This is a genomic window from Bacillus sp. ATD, from assembly GCF_050585765.1.
Taxonomy (GTDB): domain Bacteria; phylum Bacillota; class Bacilli; order Bacillales; family Bacillaceae; genus Bacillus; species Bacillus stercoris.
In genome coordinates, this window is the sequence record NZ_JBOBQH010000011.1 from 64,883 (window position 1) to 84,417 (window position 19,535).

Consider the following 19,535-nt stretch of genomic DNA (forward strand, 5'->3'; position numbering starts at 1 on the left):
TTTGTTTGTCATACGTTTGCCACTTATAAGTGCAAGGGATGTTATGTTTCTTAAAAACTGAAACCAATAGGGGGAGTAAAAATGGAAAATTATACAACGTTTTTAGGTCTTTACAAACCTGAAAGCACTGAAAGTATTGAAATTGATTCCAAGCTTGCCGAGAATTTCGAAACGATTGATAGTAAAATTGGGATTGCTTTAAGTGATGGAATAACAACTTTTGAAAACTTAAATGAAAGACTCAAAATGTATGAGAACAGATTTGAGTACCTTGATGAACGAAACGTAATGGATTATGGAGCTAAAGGAGACGGAGTCACAGATGATACGCAAGCATTTCATGATGCGATGGCCGAAGGCGGTTATCTCATAAAAGTCCCTGCAGGCGTATTTAGGGTATCTGGCTTGCTCGTTCCTTCGAATACAATGCTGGTTGGAGCGGGTAAAAAAAGGACCATCATCAAGTTATTAGACGATACGCCAGTTGGTCACTCTGTACTCACCAATAGTGATCATACAAATGGTAATGAAAATATCTACATTGGACATTTGACACTGGACTGGAATAAAGATACGCGTCCTGCTGGATGGAAGATCCCTAAGGGGCCCACTTCAAGCTGCTTGCTTTTTGCAAATGTGGATTACTCTTTTGTAGAGCATGTTTTTGCAAAAAATGCCGGCCTTCACGGGTTTGATGCTACAAGCCCTAATTATAACAGACACGGAGAACATGATGATCCTACCTTTTATCAGCCTGGTGGCTGCAACTTTGTAACCTTCTCATATTGCGAAGCAACAGGCTCTGGCGATGATAATTTCACATGTCACTTTGGAAAGCATACGACTTTCAGTCATTGTCTTTCTTACCATCCGATGGGGTTAAATGATGGGTCTTCAAATACAAACTGTTTTGAAATCGATGATGGCTCTCAGGATGTAATGGTTGATAGCTGCATCGCAATTGGAGGAGTTCGAGGATTTGAAATTAAAGCTCATGATTATGCTCCGGCTGCAAAAAGAGTTCAACTTGTGAACTGCCGTGCCTATGAAAATGCAATTAGTTTTTGCATTCGGCATATAGGACACCACATAGCAAGTGATCCTCAATCAGCATCAGCTCATGACGTTCAGCTGGCTAACTGTATCGCATATAACCCTAAGCCGAGTGATCTGTACAAAGGGGCAGGGCCAAATGCACTGCAAATTTCAGGTTACGATGGCGTCAATGTGGTGAATTTTCATGCTATATGCGATGATTCCTCCATTAACTATAAGGGAAATTCAGTCGTAAGCGTGTATTATAAAGGGCGTCTAATCAATTTAAAGAATATAACGATTAGAGGATTTAAAACTGCTGATAATGATCTTTATATTGTAGGTGGCGACAATTCTGTCGGCAAGGTAATGATTGATGGTGTGACATTGATCGATTCAGCCGAAAAGGGTGTTGTTTTTGGGAGCGGTATGTACGAGTCTGTAGTTAGTAATGTATGGGGGCAAAGATCGCCTAAAAATAACAGTGGTACAGTTGGGATTTTTTCTGTTGACCCTGATCTTAATGTTTCTAATTGTGACTTTTCAGGCTACGAAACAGATTTTAAGATTGGAGGCGTCGTGACGCCGTACTTTTTGTTTAAACATAAAGGAAGCGGGGTTATTGGCTCTCGTGATTCCCATGCTACTGGAAATAATAATTTTGTAGCTGGATCTGTTCGAAGCAGAGCAACTGGAGCAGCCCAATCTTCTGTAATAGCCTCATATAATACGATCAATCCGAACTCAGACTCAGTTGCTCTAGGATGGGCAAGCGGGAGCACACCATCCTCATCAAACAGAAAGATTGAATTTCATGCAAAAGATGGAACAATTAAGGCTTCAGGAAGCATAAAAAGTTCCCAAACGTTCTCGGATTACGCTGAATATTTTGAGAGTCTAAGCGGTGAAAAAATTCCGACAGGAACCCTAGTTACTTTGGAGGGAGATAAAATTAGACCCGCAAAAAAAGGTGACTTCATGCTTGGAGTTATTTCTGAAACAGCTGGTGTAATACTTGGTGAGTCAAGCTTCCATTGGTCTGGAAGATACATGAAAAATGATTTTGGCGGATATATTTATGAAAAACAGAAAGATGCCAATGGCCAAATCGTCATGGCGCCTATGGAAAATCCTGATTATAAGCCAGATAAGAACTATGCCTCTAGGGAAGAGAGAGATGAATGGAATGTTGTGGGCCTTGTAGGCCAGGTTTATGTCAGATGCGACAGCACAGTAGAAGCTGGAGACTTTATTCAAGCGCATAATGACGGAATGGCAACAAAGGCTGAATCTCCTAAACAAGGGTGGCAGGTCATGAGAGTCATTAAAGAGTTCGACAAGAGTAAGGGATATGGAGTGGCTTTAGTATTTATTCGGTAAATTAAAATGTACAGATTCTAAATAGAGTGCTTAATCATGCACTCTATTTAGAGTCTTAGTTAGGTTTAAGAAATTTTCCACTACATTTTTATCAGATTAATTCCTCGCAAAAAGATCTTCGTTTTAATATTTATACTTTTCATTATTCCTATGGTTTCAGCAACTTCCCTAATCTATCTAAGTCCATCCAGCACCTCAACTTTACTAGAGATAAACTTATCGCGATATGTGTTTAATGAACTTAGATCAGTCAGTAAATAGCTCTCGAATAAAAGATAAGGTGATTTTGTTCATGTTTTTATAACACATCATTACAGTAAAATTCTTTCATCAAGTTCTATAAACAATTAAAATAAAAAGTACATATTGCTAAAAGGGGTTTGGAGGCTTTTACATGCAAAAGGCTTTGTCGTTTTTAAAACCATATTCATTGCTGGCGGGAATTGCGCTGATTCTTATGCTGACGGAGCTTGTAGTTGAACTGATGCAGCCTTTATTGATTGCGAAAATCATCGACGATGGGATATTGAAGCAAGATCTGCGGCATGTATGGACATGGGGCGCGGTCATGATCGGACTGACCGTGTTATCCTTTGCGGCGGGGATGCTGAATTCCTTTTATGCCGCCCATGTCAGCCAAAGCTTTTCCTATGATACGAGAAAAGGGCTTTTTCAAAAAATCCAGTCCTTCTCCTATTCCACATTTGGACAGTTTTCATCCTCTTCTTATATTACAAGGCTGACAAACGACGTCACACAGGTTCAAAATATGATTTTTATGAGTTTGCGGTTTATGCTGCGGGCTCCTTTAATGATTGCAGGCGGTATTGTGCTGTCGCTTGCCGTTAATGCGAAGCTCGGCTTTTTTCTGCTTGTGGCCATTCCGATCCTGATCTTGTTTTTGCTATGGGTATTAAAGAAAGGCGGGGCGCTGTTCCGTTCAGTGCAGAAACGGCTGGATCAAGTGAACACCATCATGCAGGAAAACTTAACCGCAATCAAGCTGATCAAAGCGCTGCTTCGCGGCAGCCACGAGGTCAAAAAATTTATCAAAGCCAACACAAGGCTGATGGAAAAAACGGTTTCTGCCTTTCAGCTTGTGGAATTCACGATGCCTGTATTGATGCTTTTGATGAATCTCTGCATCCTGTTGATTTTGTGGGCGGGGGCCTACAGTATCACGAGCGGAAGCACTCAGGTCGGAGATGTTGTTGCGATTATTAACTATGCCACACGAATTACGGGCGCGCTTTCGATGTTTCCGTTTTTGATTATGATTTTCACAAGGGCGAAGGCTTCAGGAGATAGAATCGGCGAGGTGCTTGAAACAGAAGGCGACGAGCGGGAGGAGGGCATCATATCTGATCGTTTGGCGGGACGGATTGAGTTTCAGCATGTATCCTTCCGCTATCCTGAAATGGACAGGGAAGCGCTCAGAAATGTCTCATTTTCCGCAAAACCAAGAGAAACAATCGCGATTCTCGGTGCGACGGGCTCGGGCAAGTCCACGCTTTTTCAGCTCATTCCGCGGCTTTATCAGCCGGATGCAGGCCGCATTTACATAGATGAAAAGCCGGTTCAAGATTTTCCGGCTGAAGGGCTGCGCAGGCAAATTGGATATGTACCGCAGGAGGTTCTCTTGTTTTCCGGCACAATCAAAGAAAATATCGCGTGGGGCAAAGAAAATGCTTCACTAGATGAAATAATGGATGCGGCCAAACACGCGCAAATTCATGAAACGATTTTGAAGCTCCCAAATGGATATGACACAGTTTTGGGGCAAAGAGGCGTCAACCTGTCCGGCGGCCAGAAACAGCGGATTTCCATTGCTAGGGCGCTGATCCGAAAGCCGGCCATCCTTCTTTTGGATGACAGCACAAGCGCGCTTGACCTGCAAACGGAGGCGAAGCTGCTTGAGGCAATCAGCACATACGAGTGCACAACATTGATCATTACGCAAAAAATGACCACAGCAATGAAAGCTGATCAGATTTTGCTGCTTGAGGACGGCGAACTGATTGAAAAAGGCACTCACAGTGAGCTGCTTACTGAATCTCAGTTATACAAGCGCATTTACGAGTCACAATTCGGAAGGGAGGGGAGCGAGTCATGCTAAAAGACATCCGCAAGCCTTTCCAATATCCCAAACTGCCAATTGACAAAAAAGAAAGCGCGAAAAAGCGGGCGAAAGCAAAGGATACAAAGGGTACACTGAGACGAATCTGGTCTTACTTGGCTGAACGAAAAGGACTTCTCGTACTTGTCATGCTGATGGTTGTCATCAGCGCGATATTCGGGCTCCTTGGCCCCTTTGTGATCGGAAAGGCCATTGACCATTTTATCGTTGGGAAAACGGTCAATGGCTTGATTCCTGTTTTGCTTCTTCTGCTCGCTATCTATATCATTCAGTCCCTGTCGCTCTGGTTTCAAAACTATTGGATGATTACGATCTCGCAGGGCACGGTTTTCAGAATGAGAAGCGAATTGTTCACCCATCTGCATGAGCTGCCGATTCCGTTTTTTGATAAACAGCGGCACGGCGAGCTGATGAGCCGGGTGACGAATGACATCGAAAATGTCAGTTCTACCTTAAATACGTCAGTCATTCAAATTTTGTCAAGCGTGATCACCTTTGTCGGGACCGTTGCGGTGATGCTGTACATGAGCCCGCTCCTTACATTGATTACGCTGACCATTATTCCGGTGATGGCAGCGAGCCTGAAATGGATCACCAACCGAACGGGAAAGCTGTTTAAAGAACAGCAGAAAAATCTTGGTGATCTGAATGGGTATATTGAGGAATCTGTTTCCGGCGCAAAGGTCATTAAAGCCTATTCGCGTGAGAAGCAGATTACTGCTGAATTTCTCGAAAAAAACGCTGCTCTCAAGACGTCGGGCTTTTGGGCGCAGACGATTTCAGGGTTTATCCCGAAAGTCATGAACTCTTTGAATAACTTAAGCTTTACAATGATTGCGGCAATCGGCGGTCTGTTCGCGCTGAAAGGCTGGATCTCGATCGGCTCAATCGTCGTCTTTGCCGAGTATTCAAGACAATTTACACGTCCTTTAAACGATCTGGCCAACCAGTTTAATACGATGCTGTCCGCAATTGCCGGCGCTGAACGGGTATTTGACGTGCTTGATGAAAAAGAAGAGCGCGAGGATGAAAAGAACGCCGTGCATCAGCCTATCCAAACAGGAAGCATTGAATTTCGGGATGTGTCCTTCGGTTACGATAAAGGGCGACATACACTGAAGCATTTACAGTTTACCGTGCCTGCCGGGCAGTCCATCGCGTTTGTCGGGCCGACGGGAGCGGGAAAAACGACCGTCACCAACCTACTCGCCCGTTTTTACGAGCCTGACGAAGGAAAAATTTTAATCGACGGTACAGATATTAAAACCCTTACTAGAGCAAGCCTGAGAAAAAACATGGGATTTGTTCTTCAGGATTCGTTTTTATTTCAAGGAACGATCAGAGAAAATATTCGCTACGGCAGGCTTGATGCTTCTGATCAGGAAGTAGAAGCAGCTGCAAAAACAGCAAATGCCCATAGTTTTATTGAAAGGCTGCCAAAAGGGTACGACACCGTGCTGACGCAAAACGGCTCGGGCATCAGTCAAGGACAGAAACAGTTAATTTCTATAGCGCGGGCGGTGCTTGCCAATCCGGTTCTTCTCATTTTGGATGAAGCAACAAGCAACATTGATACCGTAACGGAAGTCAACATTCAAGAAGCGCTTGCCCGTTTAATGGAAGGAAGAACAAGCGTCATCATTGCCCACAGGCTGAATACCATTCAAAGAGCGGATCAGATTGTGGTGCTGAAAGACGGCGAAATGATTGAAAAGGGCAGCCATGATGAGTTGATCCGGCAAAAAGGATTTTACAGCAACTTATATGAAAGCCAATTTGAGAAATAGACCTTTGTCCTGCACAGAGGTCTTTTTTGTTACAGTTTTATAGTACTTTTATGTCATTTTCGTAAAATGTAACAAAATTACTTGACGTAAATAAGTTATGTATATATACTAGCTTACATTAAGTAAGTGATAACATTTATCAAGGAGGAACAAATGAATAAATCATTTGAAATTGGCACATTACTTTTAAGAGTTATTACAGGTATTATCTTTTTTGTCCACGGTTTGTCTAAGTTTCAGGGAATGGAGGGCACCATCCAATTTTTCGGCAGCATAGGCCTTCCAAGCTTTATGGCGTATGTCATCGCAGCGATTGAACTCATTGGCGGAGTGCTTGTCTTCTTCGGATTGGCTACACGTATTGTCGGTGTACTGTTCGCACTTACACTGATCGGCGCCATCATCACAGTTAAGCTGAAAGCGCCATTCATGGGCAATGCAGAATTTGATTACCTTCTGCTTTTGACATCCATCCACCTGGCGCTTACGGGAAGCCGATTCCTGGCACTGGACCCATTAGTGTTTAAAGGAAAAAAGAACACAAACGTATCAGCATAAGAAAAGAGGCATACAGCATGACCAGCATTCATGAGGATACACACATTGGCTATGCCAAACTCACAATCCGCAGTTTGGAGCGTTCCCTTCAGTTCTACTGTAACGTCATCGGTTTTCAAGTTTTAAAAAAGACGGATCATCGAGCTGAATTAACGGCTGACGGGAAGCGCGTTCTGCTTATTCTTGAAGAAAATCCAAGCGCCGTCGTCTTGCCTGAACGGTCTGTAACAGGCCTTTATCACTTTGCGATTCTTCTTCCGGACAGGAAGAAACTTGGGATCGTGCTCGCCCGCCTGATTGAACACGGCATTGCCATCGGGCATGGAGACCATGCTGTCAGCGAAGCGCTCTACCTGTCTGATCCTGATGGCAACGGCATTGAAATGTACGCTGACCGCCCCCGCAGCACGTGGCAGCGTGACTGGGAAGGGAACTACGTCATGACGACAACCGCTGTTGACATTGAAGGCCTTCTGGAAGAGGCAGGAGATGAGCGGAAAACTGCGCTTCCCAACGATACAATCATCGGACACATTCATCTGCATGTCAGTGATTTGAATGAAGCAAAAGCGTTTTATACAGATGTGCTGGGCTTTGACATTGTCGGAAACTATGCGGGCATGTCCGCTCTCTTCGTTTCAGCCGGAGGCTACCACCATCATATCGGCTTAAACATTTGGGCGGGAAGAAACGCACCGCCCAAACCGACAAATGCCAGCGGACTAGACTATTACACGGTTGTTCTGCCTCATCAAGAGGAACTGGATCAAGTGGCTGACCGAGTCAAACGCGCCGGATATTCGATCGAAGAAATGGAAAACTGCTTCCGTGTGAAAGATCCTGTTTCCGGGGCCCATATTCTATTTGTGATTTGACTGCAATCCCCTTGCCGAAAAAACGGCAGGGGGTTTTTTTATTTTCCAGAAACTCCTGTCAAAAATGCCCTGAGGCAGGTATGATAAGAAGGGAATTGGGTATCGGGAGTGATGAGCGTGAAGGCTCTTTTTTTTACGAGAATGTTCACCTTGATGGTGAGTTGTTTAATGTATTTGTCCATTGTCAAAGAGGATAACTGGTTTGGATATGTATTTATCGCAGCAGGTGCTGTCATGTATGCAGCCAATCATGTTTTGCTGACAAAAGAGACAAATGCCTTCTGGTTTTGTCTGATTGATATTGCGGTCGGCTTTTCGTTCGGATTTATCTTTCCCGGCACAGGTTTGTTCATTATTATGCTTTGTCCGGTTGCGGTCGCCTTTTTTCTGCGGGGGTTTCCTAAAAGAACAGCTTGGTCTGTCTCATGTCTTTGCTCTATTTTGTTTTTGATCGTCCTCATCCGTACATATGCGATGTTCGGCAATGAATTTGTCATTGATCATTTGACCAGCATGACATTCGTTGTCTTCTGCGGTGTTGTGGGCAAATTAATCCGCAAGCTGATGGATGCGCAGGAAACGGCAAAACAGCAGTACCGGGAACTGACAGAATCCCACTTGGCGCTGTCTGCTGCCCACGAGGAGCTGCATTTATATGCGAAGCAGGTTGAAGAGCTGACCGCCATTTATGAGCGGAACAGAATGGCAAGGGAAATTCATGATACAGTCGGACACAAAATGACGGCGCTCCTCGTTCAGCTTCAGCTTTTGCGTGAATGGCAAAAAAGAGACAGCCAAAAAGCGGATGAGACAGTCGGTGTCTGTGAAACGCTCGCTCGTGAAGCGCTTGATGATGTCCGCTTATCAGTACGCACCCTGCAAACGGAAAACGATCCTTCGCTAATCGAATCGCTGAAACAGCTGACAGAAGACTTTTACAAAAATGCAGGAGTCACAACTGAATTTGCGGTCAGCGGCGATCCTGCAATCATCCCGCTGTCTCTCCATCCGACCCTGATCAGAACGGTGCAGGAAGCACTGACCAATGCCAAACGGCACGGCGGCGCCACAGCCTGTTCGATACAGCTTGCCTGCACAACGGACAGCATAAGCCTTGTCATTAAGGATGACGGCAAAGGAAATCCCGAAGCGGCACTTGGCTTTGGCCTCTTGAATATGAAAAAGCGGGCAGCGGAGCATGGCGGAACGATCCGCTTTGAGAGCGAACGGGATCAAGGGTTTACTGTAATCGCCGAATTTTCACTGGCTAATAAAAAATGGAGCTTCGGGCCCGCGCAGCAAAAGGAGAATTTATCATGATTAAGATCATCATTACCGACGATCAGGATATCGTCAGAGAAGGGCTGGCATCCCTGCTTCAGCTCCGAGAAGAGCTCGAGGTGATCGCAACGGCGCGAAACGGACAGGAAGCCTTCGAAAAGGCGAAAGAGCTGGAGCCGGATATCGTGTTAATGGACATCCGCATGCCGGTCTCCAATGGTGTCGAAGGAACAAAATTGATTACAAGCTCTTTGCCTGGCGTAAAGGTTTTGATGCTGACAACCTTCAAGGACTCAGAGCTGATTGCTGAAGCGCTTGAAGAAGGAGCGAGCGGATACCTGCTGAAGGACATGTCGGCAGATACGATTGTAAAAGCGGTCATGACTGTTCATTCTGGCGGAATGGTGCTTCCTCCGGAACTGACTGCTCAAATGCTGAATGAATGGAAGCGTGAAAAACAGCTGAAAGGAATAAGCGAGATAGAAAAACCTAAGGAGCTGCTCGACTTGACCGAGCGCGAAATCGAAGTTCTGGCTGAGCTGGGGTACGGGCTGAATAACAAAGAAATTGCTGAAAAGCTGTACATTACAGAAGGCACAGTCAAAAATCATGTTTCAAATATCATCAGCAAGCTGGCTGTCAGGGACAGAACCCAAGCCGCCATTTACTCGGTCAGATATGGTGTATCTGTCTTTTGACATATGACGTTTTGCATATGCATTTCTCTAAAAAGGCCTTTTACAGGCCTTTTTTTCATGCCTTACATTCTATCCGTCGCTACATGCCGCACGCCTTTCTTTTTTCTACAATGGCAATGGGAGTAAAAAAGGAGTGAAACAACGTGCTGCAAGCAGAAAACATCAAAAAGGCATATGGAAAAAAAACAATTGTGAAAAACCTTTCATTTTCCCTCCAAAAGGGGGAGTCATTCGGGCTGCTCGGGCCAAATGGTGCGGGAAAATCCACAACCATCTCGATGATTTCCGGCCTTGTGCCGCATGACAGCGGGAACATCACAGTCGGCGGCTGTGTCATCGGTAAAGAAACAGCTAAAGCGAAACAAAAAATCGGTGTTGTCCCGCAGGAAATTGCTTTATATCCGACGCTGACGGCCCATGAGAATCTTATGTTTTGGGGGAAAATGTACGGACTTACGCACGGTGAGGCCAAAAAAAGATCGGCAGAGGTCCTCGAATACGTCGGTCTGACTGAGCGGGCCAAAGATAAAATTGAAACATTCTCCGGAGGGATGAAGCGAAGAATCAATATCGGTGCGGCTTTAATGCATAACCCCGAGCTGCTGATTATGGATGAACCGACTGTCGGAATCGACCCTCAATCAAGAAATCACATTTTAGAAACGGTGAAACAGCTCAACGAATCGGGCATGACGGTGATCTATACGAGTCATTACATGGAAGAGGTTGAGTTTTTATGCGATCGGATCGGAATTATTGATCAGGGCGAAATGATTGCGATCGGTACAAAAACTGATTTGTGCAGCCGTCTTGGAGGCGATACCATCATTCAGCTCACAGTCAGCGGGATCGATGAAGCGTTTCTTTTTGCAATCCGTTCATTGGCTCATGTGAATGATGTAACAGTACATGATTCAGAGCTCAAGATTGAGATTGCTGCGGCTCATCATGAGAAAGTCGTCACAAGCCTGCTTGCTGAAGCCGCTGCCCATCATATAAACCTGCTGTCCCTCCAGGTGCAGGAACCGAATCTGGAACGCCTGTTTCTGAATCTGACTGGCCGCACGTTGCGGGATTAGGGGGGGACGGCTATGAAAAAAAGCATATGGATCGCATGGAAAGATGTCAAAATCAGAATCACGGACAGAAAAGGGTTTATGATGCTTATCCTAATGCCGCTGATCCTAACCTGTATTTTAGGAGCGGCGCTCGGATCAGTTGTTGACGGAGGCAGCGGGATTGATGAGATCAAAGTCGGCTACGTTCAACCAGATCAGTCAGATGCAGCGAACATGTTTACAAAAGATGTGCTCAAAAAAATGAAATCGATAAAGGCCACACAAGCAAACAGCGAAGACAAGATGAAGAAACTGCTTGATGAAAAGAAAATCGATGTAGGTATTGTCATTCCGAAACATTGGGAATCCGGCAAAACATCAGCTGTTGTTTATGCCGCTCCTGATCAAACATTAAAAAGTTCCATCATCGAAACCGCTGCCAGCTCTTTTATAGACCAATATAAAGCGGTAAAAGAAGCCGCGTCAGCTTCAATGGATTACGTCAGCAAAACGGCAGCTGTCAAACAAGGAAAACTTGATCCTGCACAGTTTGCGGAAAAGCTGACAAAGACGCTTGAAAGAGAAACGGGTGACAAGCTTACTATTGCGGAAAAATCTGTTGGCAGCAAGGCAGTTACCAGTTTTCAATACTATTCGGCTGCAATGCTTTGCATGTTTATGCTGTTTCATATGACTGTCGGGGCGAAATCATTTTTACAGGAAAAGGATACTGAGACGCTTGCCAGAATGCTGATGACGCCCGCGCAAAAATCTGTCATTCTCTTCGGAAAATGGCTTGGGACATATCTGTTTGCCATCATACAATTTTTCATATTTCTGATCGTCACAATCAATGTTTTTGGTGTGGACTGGGGCGGCAATCTGCTGTTTGTGAGTGTTCTCGGGCTTTCTTACGCCGCTGCTGTATCCGGCATTTCAATGCTGCTTGCGTCTTTCCTCAGCGATATGAAATCTGCGGATGCGATCGGCGGCTTCGGTATTCAATTGCTTGCAGTTCTCGGCGGGTCCATGCTGCCGCTGTACCAATTTCCGGATGTCTTGCAAACTGTATCTAAAGCTGTGCCAAATCGCTGGGCGCTTGACGGCTTTCTTTCTTTAATGGAAGGGGGAGGCTGGGCTGACCTTCAAAAGCCTGTGCTTCTTTTTGCGGGGATTGGGCTTTGCTCACTTGTAATTGGTATCAGACGGCTTCATACAAGATAAGGAGGTACACCAGGGTGAAAAAAATCATAGCCATTTGCGGCATTGAGCTTTCTCTTATTTTTAAGAAGCCGCAGAACTATTTAATCATGTTTGCTGCCCCGCTTTTGCTTACCTTTGTATTTGGGAGCATGCTCAGCGGAAATGATGATAAAGTGCGGCTTGCAATCGTTGATCAGGACGACACGATTCTCTCACAGCATTATACTCGGCAGCTGAAGGCGCATGATAATATGTATACATTCGAAAGCATGTCTGAAAACAAAGCGTCAGATAAGCTGAAACAAAAGAAAATTGTCGGGATCATCGTCATTTCCCACACGTTCCAGACACAGCTGGAAAAAGGCAAACATCCTGAGCTGATTTTCCGTCACGGCCCCGAGCTGTCGGAAGCGCCGATGGTCAAACAATATGCAGAAAGCACATTGGCAACGCTCAATATTCAGGTTACCGCGGCGAAAACGGCAGCTCAGACAGCGGGAGAGAGCTGGAAGGCGGCGTATAAAACAGTTTTCGCCAAAAAACATGAAGATTCAGCTCCGGCTGCAAAACGACAGACGCTCAGCGATAAAAAAGAGGGTGCGGAAGCGAGTGACACAGCTTCCAGAGCAGCAGGCTTTTCCATCCTGTTTGTCATGCTGACCATGATGGGAGCGGCTGGAACCATTTTAGAAGCAAGAAAAAACGGCGTCTGGTCCAGATTGCTTACAGCCTCTGTCAGCCGAGTGGAAATCGGTGCTGGATATGTGCTGTCCTTCTTTGTCATTGGCTGGATTCAATTTGGCATTTTGCTTCTTGCAACCCATTGGCTGTTTGGCATCAACTGGGGGAATCCGGCTGCGGTTATGGTGTTGGTCTCGCTTTTTCTGCTGACCGTTGTCGGCATTGGATTGATAATTGCGGCCAATGTCAGAACGCCAGAACAGCAGCTCGCGTTTGGCAACTTGTTCGTCATTGCAACGTGTATGGTGAGCGGGATGTATTGGCCGATCGACATTGAACCAAAATTTATGCAATCCATCGCTGAATTTCTTCCCCAAAAGTGGGCAATGAGCGGGCTGACTGAGATTATCGCTAACGGTGCCCGCGTCACAGATATTCTCGGGATCTGCGGCATTTTGCTTGCATTTGCGGCGATCACTTTCGCAGCGGGGCTGAAAGCGCTCCGAGCTTAAAAAAATCATCTGTCCGAGAGACAGATGATTTTTTTATGTGGGCAAACCCATGCATTACGTAAAGGACGCTCCCGGTTAATCCTTATCGATCATAGCTAAAATCGATTCCAGCCAAGAAACGTAATTTTTCTCTCTCTCCAGCGCTTTCGTCAGCACGAGGTAGTGGCCGAAGTCCGGTGAAGAAAACGACATCGGCTCTGCTGAAGCCATAAGCTTTTCATAGCTTTCCTGCAGGTCAGACAGCTTGGCCTTGCGTTTTAGAAGCTGGTCTGTAAACAATTCTGAAGCCTCCTGCCGTGATAGAGAAGAAATAAAGTATGCCTTCAGCATAAATTCATCCTTCACCGTCTCCGGTATCGGCTGATGGCGGATCAGCCAGTCATGCAGTTCCTGCTTTCCGCTGTCTGTCAGGGTGTACATCTTTTTCTCCAGCTTTGTGCCCTGAATCGTTGTCCGGAACGTGATAAATCCTTCATCCGTCAGCTTTTTGAGCTCAGGATAAATCTGGCTATGCTTGGCGCTCCAAAATTGGCCAAGCTCCTCTTTAAAATAACTCGTAATGTCGTATCCACTCAATTCGCCTTTTCGCAAAAGCCCTAATATGGCGTATTTTAATACTCTCATGCTATCCTCCGTGTCTATGGCTGTTTCGCAAAACAGATGAGCCGGTGCTCGACTGTGATTCTAACTGCCTATTCCTCTTATTATAGAAAAGGGAGGAAGGGAACACAACCGGGCCAATTGGGTAATGAAAATAAAAGGTATGTCAGACGTATCCGATTCATCTCCATCGATGATATAAAAGAGATTTACATTTAATTTTAGAAAAATATAAACGATATTGTTTTTTTATGTATAATGAGGAATCCTCTCATAATATGAGCCGCAATATCTATATCTCCATAAAACAACCTGCTGTCACCGTTACAGCGGATTTTTTCGTCTGAGAAAGCCATAGGGTCTTATGACCTTAGTCTATCATGCATACGTCACTATATGACATCAGGCACTTTTTCAAACAGAACAGACATGTTAAGGTACAACCATCGATTTCTGTCAAATTGAAATAAAAGGAGCGCTGTCATGCAAATTAAAGAAATTTTTATGATCCGCTGCATTTCGTGCTTAAGTGTCGTCCTGCTCCATATCATTTCAATGGTCCTGATGCTTCAGGCAGAAGCTCTTGCAGATATTTCTCACACTGTTGATTCTTTCCGTACTCTCCTGATGTTCAGCACGCCCGCTTTTATTTTCATCTCTGAATTTTTACTGGCCCGTTCTTATCCTGACGGAGTGCCGGACGGTTTTTTAAAGAAGCGGGGAAAAGTGATTTTTGTTCCTTTTTTATTTATCGCGGCCATTGATGCCCTGCTGATGACCAGTGCGATGGGGGGAGAGATAACCTTTCTCGCGTTTGTGCAAAAGTATCTGGCGAATGTATTCCTAGGAAACTTTATCGGGTACTTCATTCTCGTCATCTTTCAGTTTTACATTCTGCATATGATGTTTCATGAGTATTTGAAAAAAGCATCTCCGAAATGGGTGCTGTCTATCTCATTTGTGGTGACAGCCGCTTATTTAAGCTTTTTCTCGGCAGTCAGCCCGGCTCCTGCTTCTGAAGAGGGCGGGTCATTTCCGTTCTTCTGGGTTCCGTTCGCAGGCTGGCTTTTCTACTTTTGTCTAGCCTACTATTGCGGAAAAGAGTACAAGCGTTTCTTAGCGCTGCTGAACCAATACCGCTGGGTCGTATACGGTTGCGCAATTGCTTCTGGTGCGCTGGTTGTCACTGTTTCTTATGTCGGCGAAATCGGCATGATCAGCTCGAAGCGGCCTGATATCATGCTGTATTCAACAAGCATGATTTTCCTGTGCTTTCACTTGTTTTCTAAAATGAAGCATGTGCCGAAAATCATGATGTTTATCAGTAACTATTCCTTTTCGATTTATCTGCTCCATGCCTATTTTATGATGATAGGCTACGTGTTGCTTTTGAATATGCCCGAAATTCCCGCCGTACCGGCTGTTTTCCTGCTGTTTGCCGTGTGTACAGCCGGGCCGATTCTGACCTCGTGGGCGCTGAATAAGTTCAAATACGGGTATTTATTTGTGGGGAAGGTTTATCAGCCAAAATAGAAGAAGGTAACAGTCGAAGTGCGTGATCACGCAGGGTAAAAAACAAGCGGCAGGGGGCTCCTGCCGCTTGTTTTTATTTCTCATCCGCTTGCAGAACTGTTTTTAAATATAGTTTTGCAGACTCAGCAAGTCCAGATACATCAGCCTTTTCTTCATCGAAATACAGGGCGTTTTGAATGATGCCGTCATTCATATTGAGGAAAAACTTGGCGATAGTCGCAAGAGGCTGAACCGGCTGAAACTCTCCCTGATCGATCCCTTTTTGCAATAGCTTTGAAAACCTTTCCACAAAAAGATCATACCGCTTCTCCAAGTACTGCCGTCGCTCTTCATTCCGCCAAGCTGTCACTAAATATTCAAATTGCACCGGCGCCAGCGTATCTGCGACATCTCGCAGACCCTCAGTCAGTTCGTCCAAATAGATTGAAATGGCGGCCCAAACACTTTGGTGTTCAGCTGATTTATCAAGCTTTCGGAGTCCTTCATCCAGCCCTGTTTCAATAATGCGGCGAAACATCTCCTCAGTGCTTGAAAAATAAAGATAGACACCGCCTCGGCTGAAACCTGATTCTTCCACAACGTCCTTCATTGTCGTTAATTCGAATCCTTTTCGTTTAAAAACCGTTTTGGCAGCCTCTAAAATCTCTGCCTGCCGTTTATCCTTGTGCTCCTTTGTTACTTTCGGTGACAAGATATCGCCTGCTTTCTGAAACTTTCTTACCTACAAGTGTAATCAACCCAATCATGATCAGCAAGCAGCCACAGACAAGAAAAGCAAGTGAAACACCTATCCATTCCGCCAGTACGCCCCCGCCCGCCATGCCGAGGATGGAGGCGAGGGTTGTCGCGCTTTGAATGGCGCCGAACACCCTGCCGCTGTAATCGACAGGCACTGTTGTTTGCACGAGAATTTGAAATGGAATATGGACGAGGCCGAAAGCCGCCCCCATGATGAAAAAAGCAAATATAAAAAGAGCCATGCCGGCAATGCCCATACCGGTTAGAAATGGCACACCTCCAGTCGCTATTCCAAGAAGAAGGGTTCCAGTTGAGAAATAAAGCAAATAAGAAGTGATCTGCCGTCTGCCGGCAATGACCGCCGTAAGGAGCATGCCGGCGCCGCTTACGGCCATGCACCAGCCTGCAAGCTCGGGCGGAGCTCCTGAAAAAGAGCGGATAAGAATAATCGCTTGGGAATCACCAATCTGCAAAACAAAGAGAACGACACAAGCTGTGAGTAAGCCTGTTAAAAGCAGCGGCATCCGTTTCAAAAACTGAAGGCCTTCCTTGATAGAGGTAAGTGCTGATGTTTTTTCTTGAGGTGTATTGGCTTTTTGTAAAAAAGCATCTCTGGGGAGGAAAAACAAAATGACAGCGGAAAGAAAGAAGGCGCCGGCGTTTATATAAAAAACAGAATGTATCGAGAAAGCAGCGATCAGCGTGCCGCCGAGGGCAGGGCCGAAGATTTTTGAACTGTTATCAATGATGCTGCTGACGGAAACAGCCTGCTGGAGGTGTGCTTCCGGCGCCAATTCCTTAAGCTTTCCGTTTTTAGCAGGTGAAAAAAGTGAAGAAAAACAGCTCTGAACGCATAGCAATACGTAAAGCTGCCAAAGCTCACTGACATAAACGCAGCTGATAACGGTGAGGGCACGGCCGATTTCAGACAGAAACATAATCGTTTTTCTGTCAAAACGGTCGGCGAGTAGGCCCGATACAGGTCCAAGTACAATGACAGGCAAAGCAAATGACATCATTAAAAACGACATATCTAATGGTGAAGCATCCAGCTGAAAAGCGGCTAACGTTAGCACGGCCAAAATGTGAAGCCAGTCTCCAAGTGAAGAAATGGTTTGTGAGGCTAACAGTGTCATCAGCCCTTTTTGAGTGCGAAACAACGGTTTTTCCATGATTCATCCTCCTAAATAATAAAAATGACACTAGTGTCGTTTTTATTGTATGGGAAAAAGACGCAAGACACAATCTTTTTCTTGTAAAATAAAGGAGAAGAGTGAAAAGAAGGGGGAACATGCATGACAACAGACAACCTAAGCTACCCAATAGGAGAATACAAGCCGAGGGAATCCATATCGAAGGAGCAAAAAGATGAATGGATACAAGCCCTTGAAAAAGTGCCTGCCCAACTGAAGCAAGCCGTAGAAGGCATGACGGACAGCCAGCTTGACACACCGTACCGGGACGGTGGATGGACCGTTCGGCAAGTTGTTCATCATCTGGCTGACAGTCATATGAACAGCTATATTCGTTTTAAATTAAGCTTGACGGAAGAGACGCCGGCTATCCGTCCGTATGATGAAAAAGCATGGTCGGAGTTAAAAGACTCGAAAACGGCAGATCCGAGCGGTTCACTCGCCCTTTTGCAGGAGCTTCACGGAAGATGGACGGCTCTGCTCCGCACTCTGACGGATCAGCAATTTCAGCGCGGGTTTTATCACCCTGATACAAAGGAGGTTATTACCCTGGAGAACGCGCTCGGCCTGTATGTCTGGCACTCACATCACCATATCGCTCATATTACAGAGCTTTCCAAACGGATGGGGTGGTCTTAACGCTTTTGCCGGCGGAAAGCTGGAATACTGATAGCGGCAATCACCAGCAGTGAGATCACAGCAGCCGCTGCATATAAATGGTCATAGCCGCTGGCGACACTAGCATGAATGGCGTCGCTTATCGCGGCTTTGATTTCAGGAACGGGAATGCGTTCAATTTGATCTTGTAAAGTAGAAACATCAGAACTGTCGATCTCCGGAATCATCTGCATCGCCTTTTCTGAATGTCCGCTGTCCGATAAGCGGCTCTTGATTTCATCACCGATTTGGTCGAACCCGGCTGTGATAAAACCTGCGTAAAGAGTAGGCGCCAAGGTCAGTCCAATTTGTCTTACTAATGAAAGCGTGCCAAGCGCTGTGCCCTTATTTGTTTTAGCCGCCTCTGATAAAAGGACGTTCAGCGGAGCCCCTAAGAGAAAGCCAAAACCGATCCCAGCCACCACACTTGCGATCATAAACTCCCATTTTTCTGTCACCCAAAGCGGAAATAAAGCAAACCCCGCACATGAGATGATTCCCGAAAGAATAACGGTTTTTACAGGACCTTTTTTGTCGGTAAGCGCTCCGCCAAGCCAAGCGCCGATTCCGGAAGCCAACGCAAGAGGTGTCATCCAATAGCCTGCTTTTGCGGCAGGGACTCCTAAATACTGCTCGACATATGACGGGATAAAAATGACTGCCGCCAAGAGTCCCCCGGATAACAAACCGATGATAAGCGTGCGCTGAAACATGTTGTTCCGTAGCAGAGAATACGCTAAAATCGGATCGCCCCCGCGCATTTCAACTCTCTTTTCATACGTGATAAGCGCTGCAAAACAAAGAATGCCAAAAATAATACATCCATAAACCTCCGGATGTCCCAAGCTGTTTAAGAGATTTGCCCCGTCAAGGTTCGTCATGCCGTACATCACGGCTAAAATCGACAGGGACAGAAGAAAGATGCCAGCCGTATCGAGGCGTTTAGCCTCAGGCGCTTTTGTTTCCGCAATAAAACATGCGCCGAAAACAACCAATAGCACGGCAATCGGCAAATTAATCAAAAACAGCCAATGCCAAGACCCGGTCCAATCAAGCAGAAAGCTTCCGATATTGGGCCCGAGCACAGCGGCCATGCCGTTCATTGCGCCAAGCAGCCCAAGCGCCTTCCCCTGTTTTTCCTTTGGAAGCGTAGCGAGAATGTGCGAGCTTCCGATGATGAAAATCCCGCCGCCGCCAAGCGCCTGAATCAGCCGCGAAATTAGAAAGAGCGGGAAGCTTTGGCTCAAAGCCACAAGCAAAGAACCAAGTCCGAACAGGCAAACCTCAATGAGAAAGAGTTTTTTTCTGCCGTAGCGGTCGGAAAGCTTTCCGACGATTGGCACACTGACGCTAAGACCGAGCGTATAAAGGGTGATGCCCCATGATCCCCAGGAAGGAGAAACGGCAAACGACTCGTTTATCGTTGTTAAAGCAGCAGAAATAATTCCGTTATCTAAAGCAGCCATAAACACGCCAATCGTAAACAGGCTGATTGCCCACTTTTGGCTTTTCTGCTTTGTTAATGCTTCAGACATATTCATCAACTCCTCTTTAGTTCACTCGAAATATATTATTCATTTTAAATGAACTAAATGTCAAATAAAAAAAG

Annotated in this window: 16 protein-coding genes; 12 read left to right on the forward strand and 4 right to left on the reverse strand. The window is 45.6% G+C overall.

Annotated features, from left to right (window positions below):
- Positions 1-81: 81 nt before the first annotated feature.
- From ACQXR1_RS19650 to lnrN, 10 genes are all read left to right on the forward strand, one after another.
- Positions 82-2,415: a peptidase G2 autoproteolytic cleavage domain-containing protein gene (locus tag ACQXR1_RS19650; RefSeq protein ID WP_430772725.1), complete on the forward strand. Its 2,334-nt coding sequence runs from the start codon at positions 82-84 to the stop codon at positions 2,413-2,415.
- A 394-nt stretch (positions 2,416-2,809) separates the two neighbouring features.
- Positions 2,810-4,531, forward strand: coding sequence for an ABC transporter ATP-binding protein (locus tag ACQXR1_RS19655; protein WP_430772726.1), 1,722 nt, complete (start codon positions 2,810-2,812; stop codon positions 4,529-4,531).
- Complete coding sequence (locus ACQXR1_RS19660; protein WP_430772727.1) at positions 4,525-6,339, forward strand: ABC transporter ATP-binding protein; 1,815 nt, start codon at positions 4,525-4,527, stop codon at positions 6,337-6,339. Before ACQXR1_RS19655 ends, ACQXR1_RS19660 begins: the two co-directional genes overlap by 7 nt.
- 153 nt (positions 6,340-6,492) lie before the next feature.
- Positions 6,493-6,897, forward strand: a complete 405-nt coding sequence (gene catD, locus ACQXR1_RS19665) for a DoxX family oxidoreductase CatD (protein ID WP_014663239.1) — start codon at positions 6,493-6,495, stop codon at positions 6,895-6,897.
- A gap of 17 nt (positions 6,898-6,914) precedes the next feature.
- Positions 6,915-7,772, forward strand: coding sequence for a catechol 2,3-dioxygenase (catE, locus tag ACQXR1_RS19670; RefSeq protein WP_430772728.1), 858 nt, complete (start codon positions 6,915-6,917; stop codon positions 7,770-7,772).
- Between the two features lie 117 nt (positions 7,773-7,889).
- Positions 7,890-9,092 carry a two-component system sensor histidine kinase LnrJ gene (gene lnrJ, locus ACQXR1_RS19675; RefSeq protein ID WP_430772729.1) on the forward strand — a complete coding sequence of 401 codons (1,203 nt, stop codon included), beginning with the start codon at positions 7,890-7,892 and terminating at the stop codon, positions 9,090-9,092.
- Positions 9,089-9,751, forward strand: coding sequence for a two-component system response regulator LnrK (gene lnrK, locus ACQXR1_RS19680; protein ID WP_251199327.1), 663 nt, complete (start codon positions 9,089-9,091; stop codon positions 9,749-9,751). The genes lnrJ and lnrK overlap by 4 nt, the downstream gene beginning before the upstream one ends.
- Before the next feature lie 143 nt (positions 9,752-9,894).
- Positions 9,895-10,830 carry a linearmycin resistance ATP-binding protein LnrL gene (gene lnrL / locus ACQXR1_RS19685; RefSeq protein WP_430772730.1) on the forward strand — a complete coding sequence of 312 codons (936 nt, stop codon included), beginning with the start codon at positions 9,895-9,897 and terminating at the stop codon, positions 10,828-10,830.
- Positions 10,831-10,842: 12 nt separating this feature from the next.
- Positions 10,843-12,033, forward strand: coding sequence for an ABC transporter permease (locus ACQXR1_RS19690; RefSeq protein ID WP_430772731.1), 1,191 nt, complete (start codon positions 10,843-10,845; stop codon positions 12,031-12,033).
- Positions 12,034-12,047: 14 nt separating this feature from the next.
- On the forward strand, positions 12,048-13,205 hold the full coding sequence (gene lnrN / locus ACQXR1_RS19695; protein ID WP_430772732.1) for a linearmycin resistance permease LnrN: 1,158 nt from the start codon (positions 12,048-12,050) through the stop codon (positions 13,203-13,205).
- 75 nt (positions 13,206-13,280) lie between these two features.
- Here the strand turns inward: lnrN and padR are convergent, their stop codons facing one another.
- Complete coding sequence (gene padR / locus ACQXR1_RS19700; RefSeq protein WP_069149200.1) at positions 13,281-13,829, reverse strand: transcriptional regulator PadR; 549 nt, start codon at positions 13,827-13,829, stop codon at positions 13,281-13,283.
- A 459-nt stretch (positions 13,830-14,288) separates the two neighbouring features.
- Between padR and ACQXR1_RS19705 the strand changes: the two genes are divergently transcribed.
- Positions 14,289-15,338 carry an acyltransferase family protein gene (locus tag ACQXR1_RS19705; RefSeq protein ID WP_430772733.1) on the forward strand — a complete coding sequence of 350 codons (1,050 nt, stop codon included), beginning with the start codon at positions 14,289-14,291 and terminating at the stop codon, positions 15,336-15,338.
- Positions 15,339-15,411: 73 nt separating this feature from the next.
- Here ACQXR1_RS19705 and ACQXR1_RS19710 read toward each other — a convergent pair whose 3' ends face one another.
- Positions 15,412-16,029 carry a TetR/AcrR family transcriptional regulator gene (locus ACQXR1_RS19710; RefSeq protein ID WP_040083693.1) on the reverse strand — a complete coding sequence of 206 codons (618 nt, stop codon included), beginning with the start codon at positions 16,027-16,029 and terminating at the stop codon, positions 15,412-15,414.
- Entirely contained in the window at positions 15,995-17,248 is a 1,254-nt protein-coding gene (locus tag ACQXR1_RS19715) for an MFS transporter (RefSeq protein WP_430772734.1), read from the reverse strand. Before ACQXR1_RS19715 ends, ACQXR1_RS19710 begins: the two co-directional genes overlap by 35 nt.
- Before the next feature lie 123 nt (positions 17,249-17,371).
- Here ACQXR1_RS19715 and bstA point away from each other — a divergent pair, with 123 nt between their 5' ends.
- Positions 17,372-17,908 carry a bacillithiol transferase BstA gene (gene bstA / locus ACQXR1_RS19720; RefSeq protein WP_014663253.1) on the forward strand — a complete coding sequence of 179 codons (537 nt, stop codon included), beginning with the start codon at positions 17,372-17,374 and terminating at the stop codon, positions 17,906-17,908.
- On the opposite strand, the gene ACQXR1_RS19725 is transcribed toward bstA, so the two are convergent.
- On the reverse strand, positions 17,905-19,461 hold the full coding sequence (locus ACQXR1_RS19725; RefSeq protein ID WP_306647477.1) for an MFS transporter: 1,557 nt from the start codon (positions 19,459-19,461) through the stop codon (positions 17,905-17,907). The two genes, bstA and ACQXR1_RS19725, sit on opposite strands and share 4 nt — an antisense overlap.
- Between the last annotated feature and the right edge of the window lie 74 nt (positions 19,462-19,535).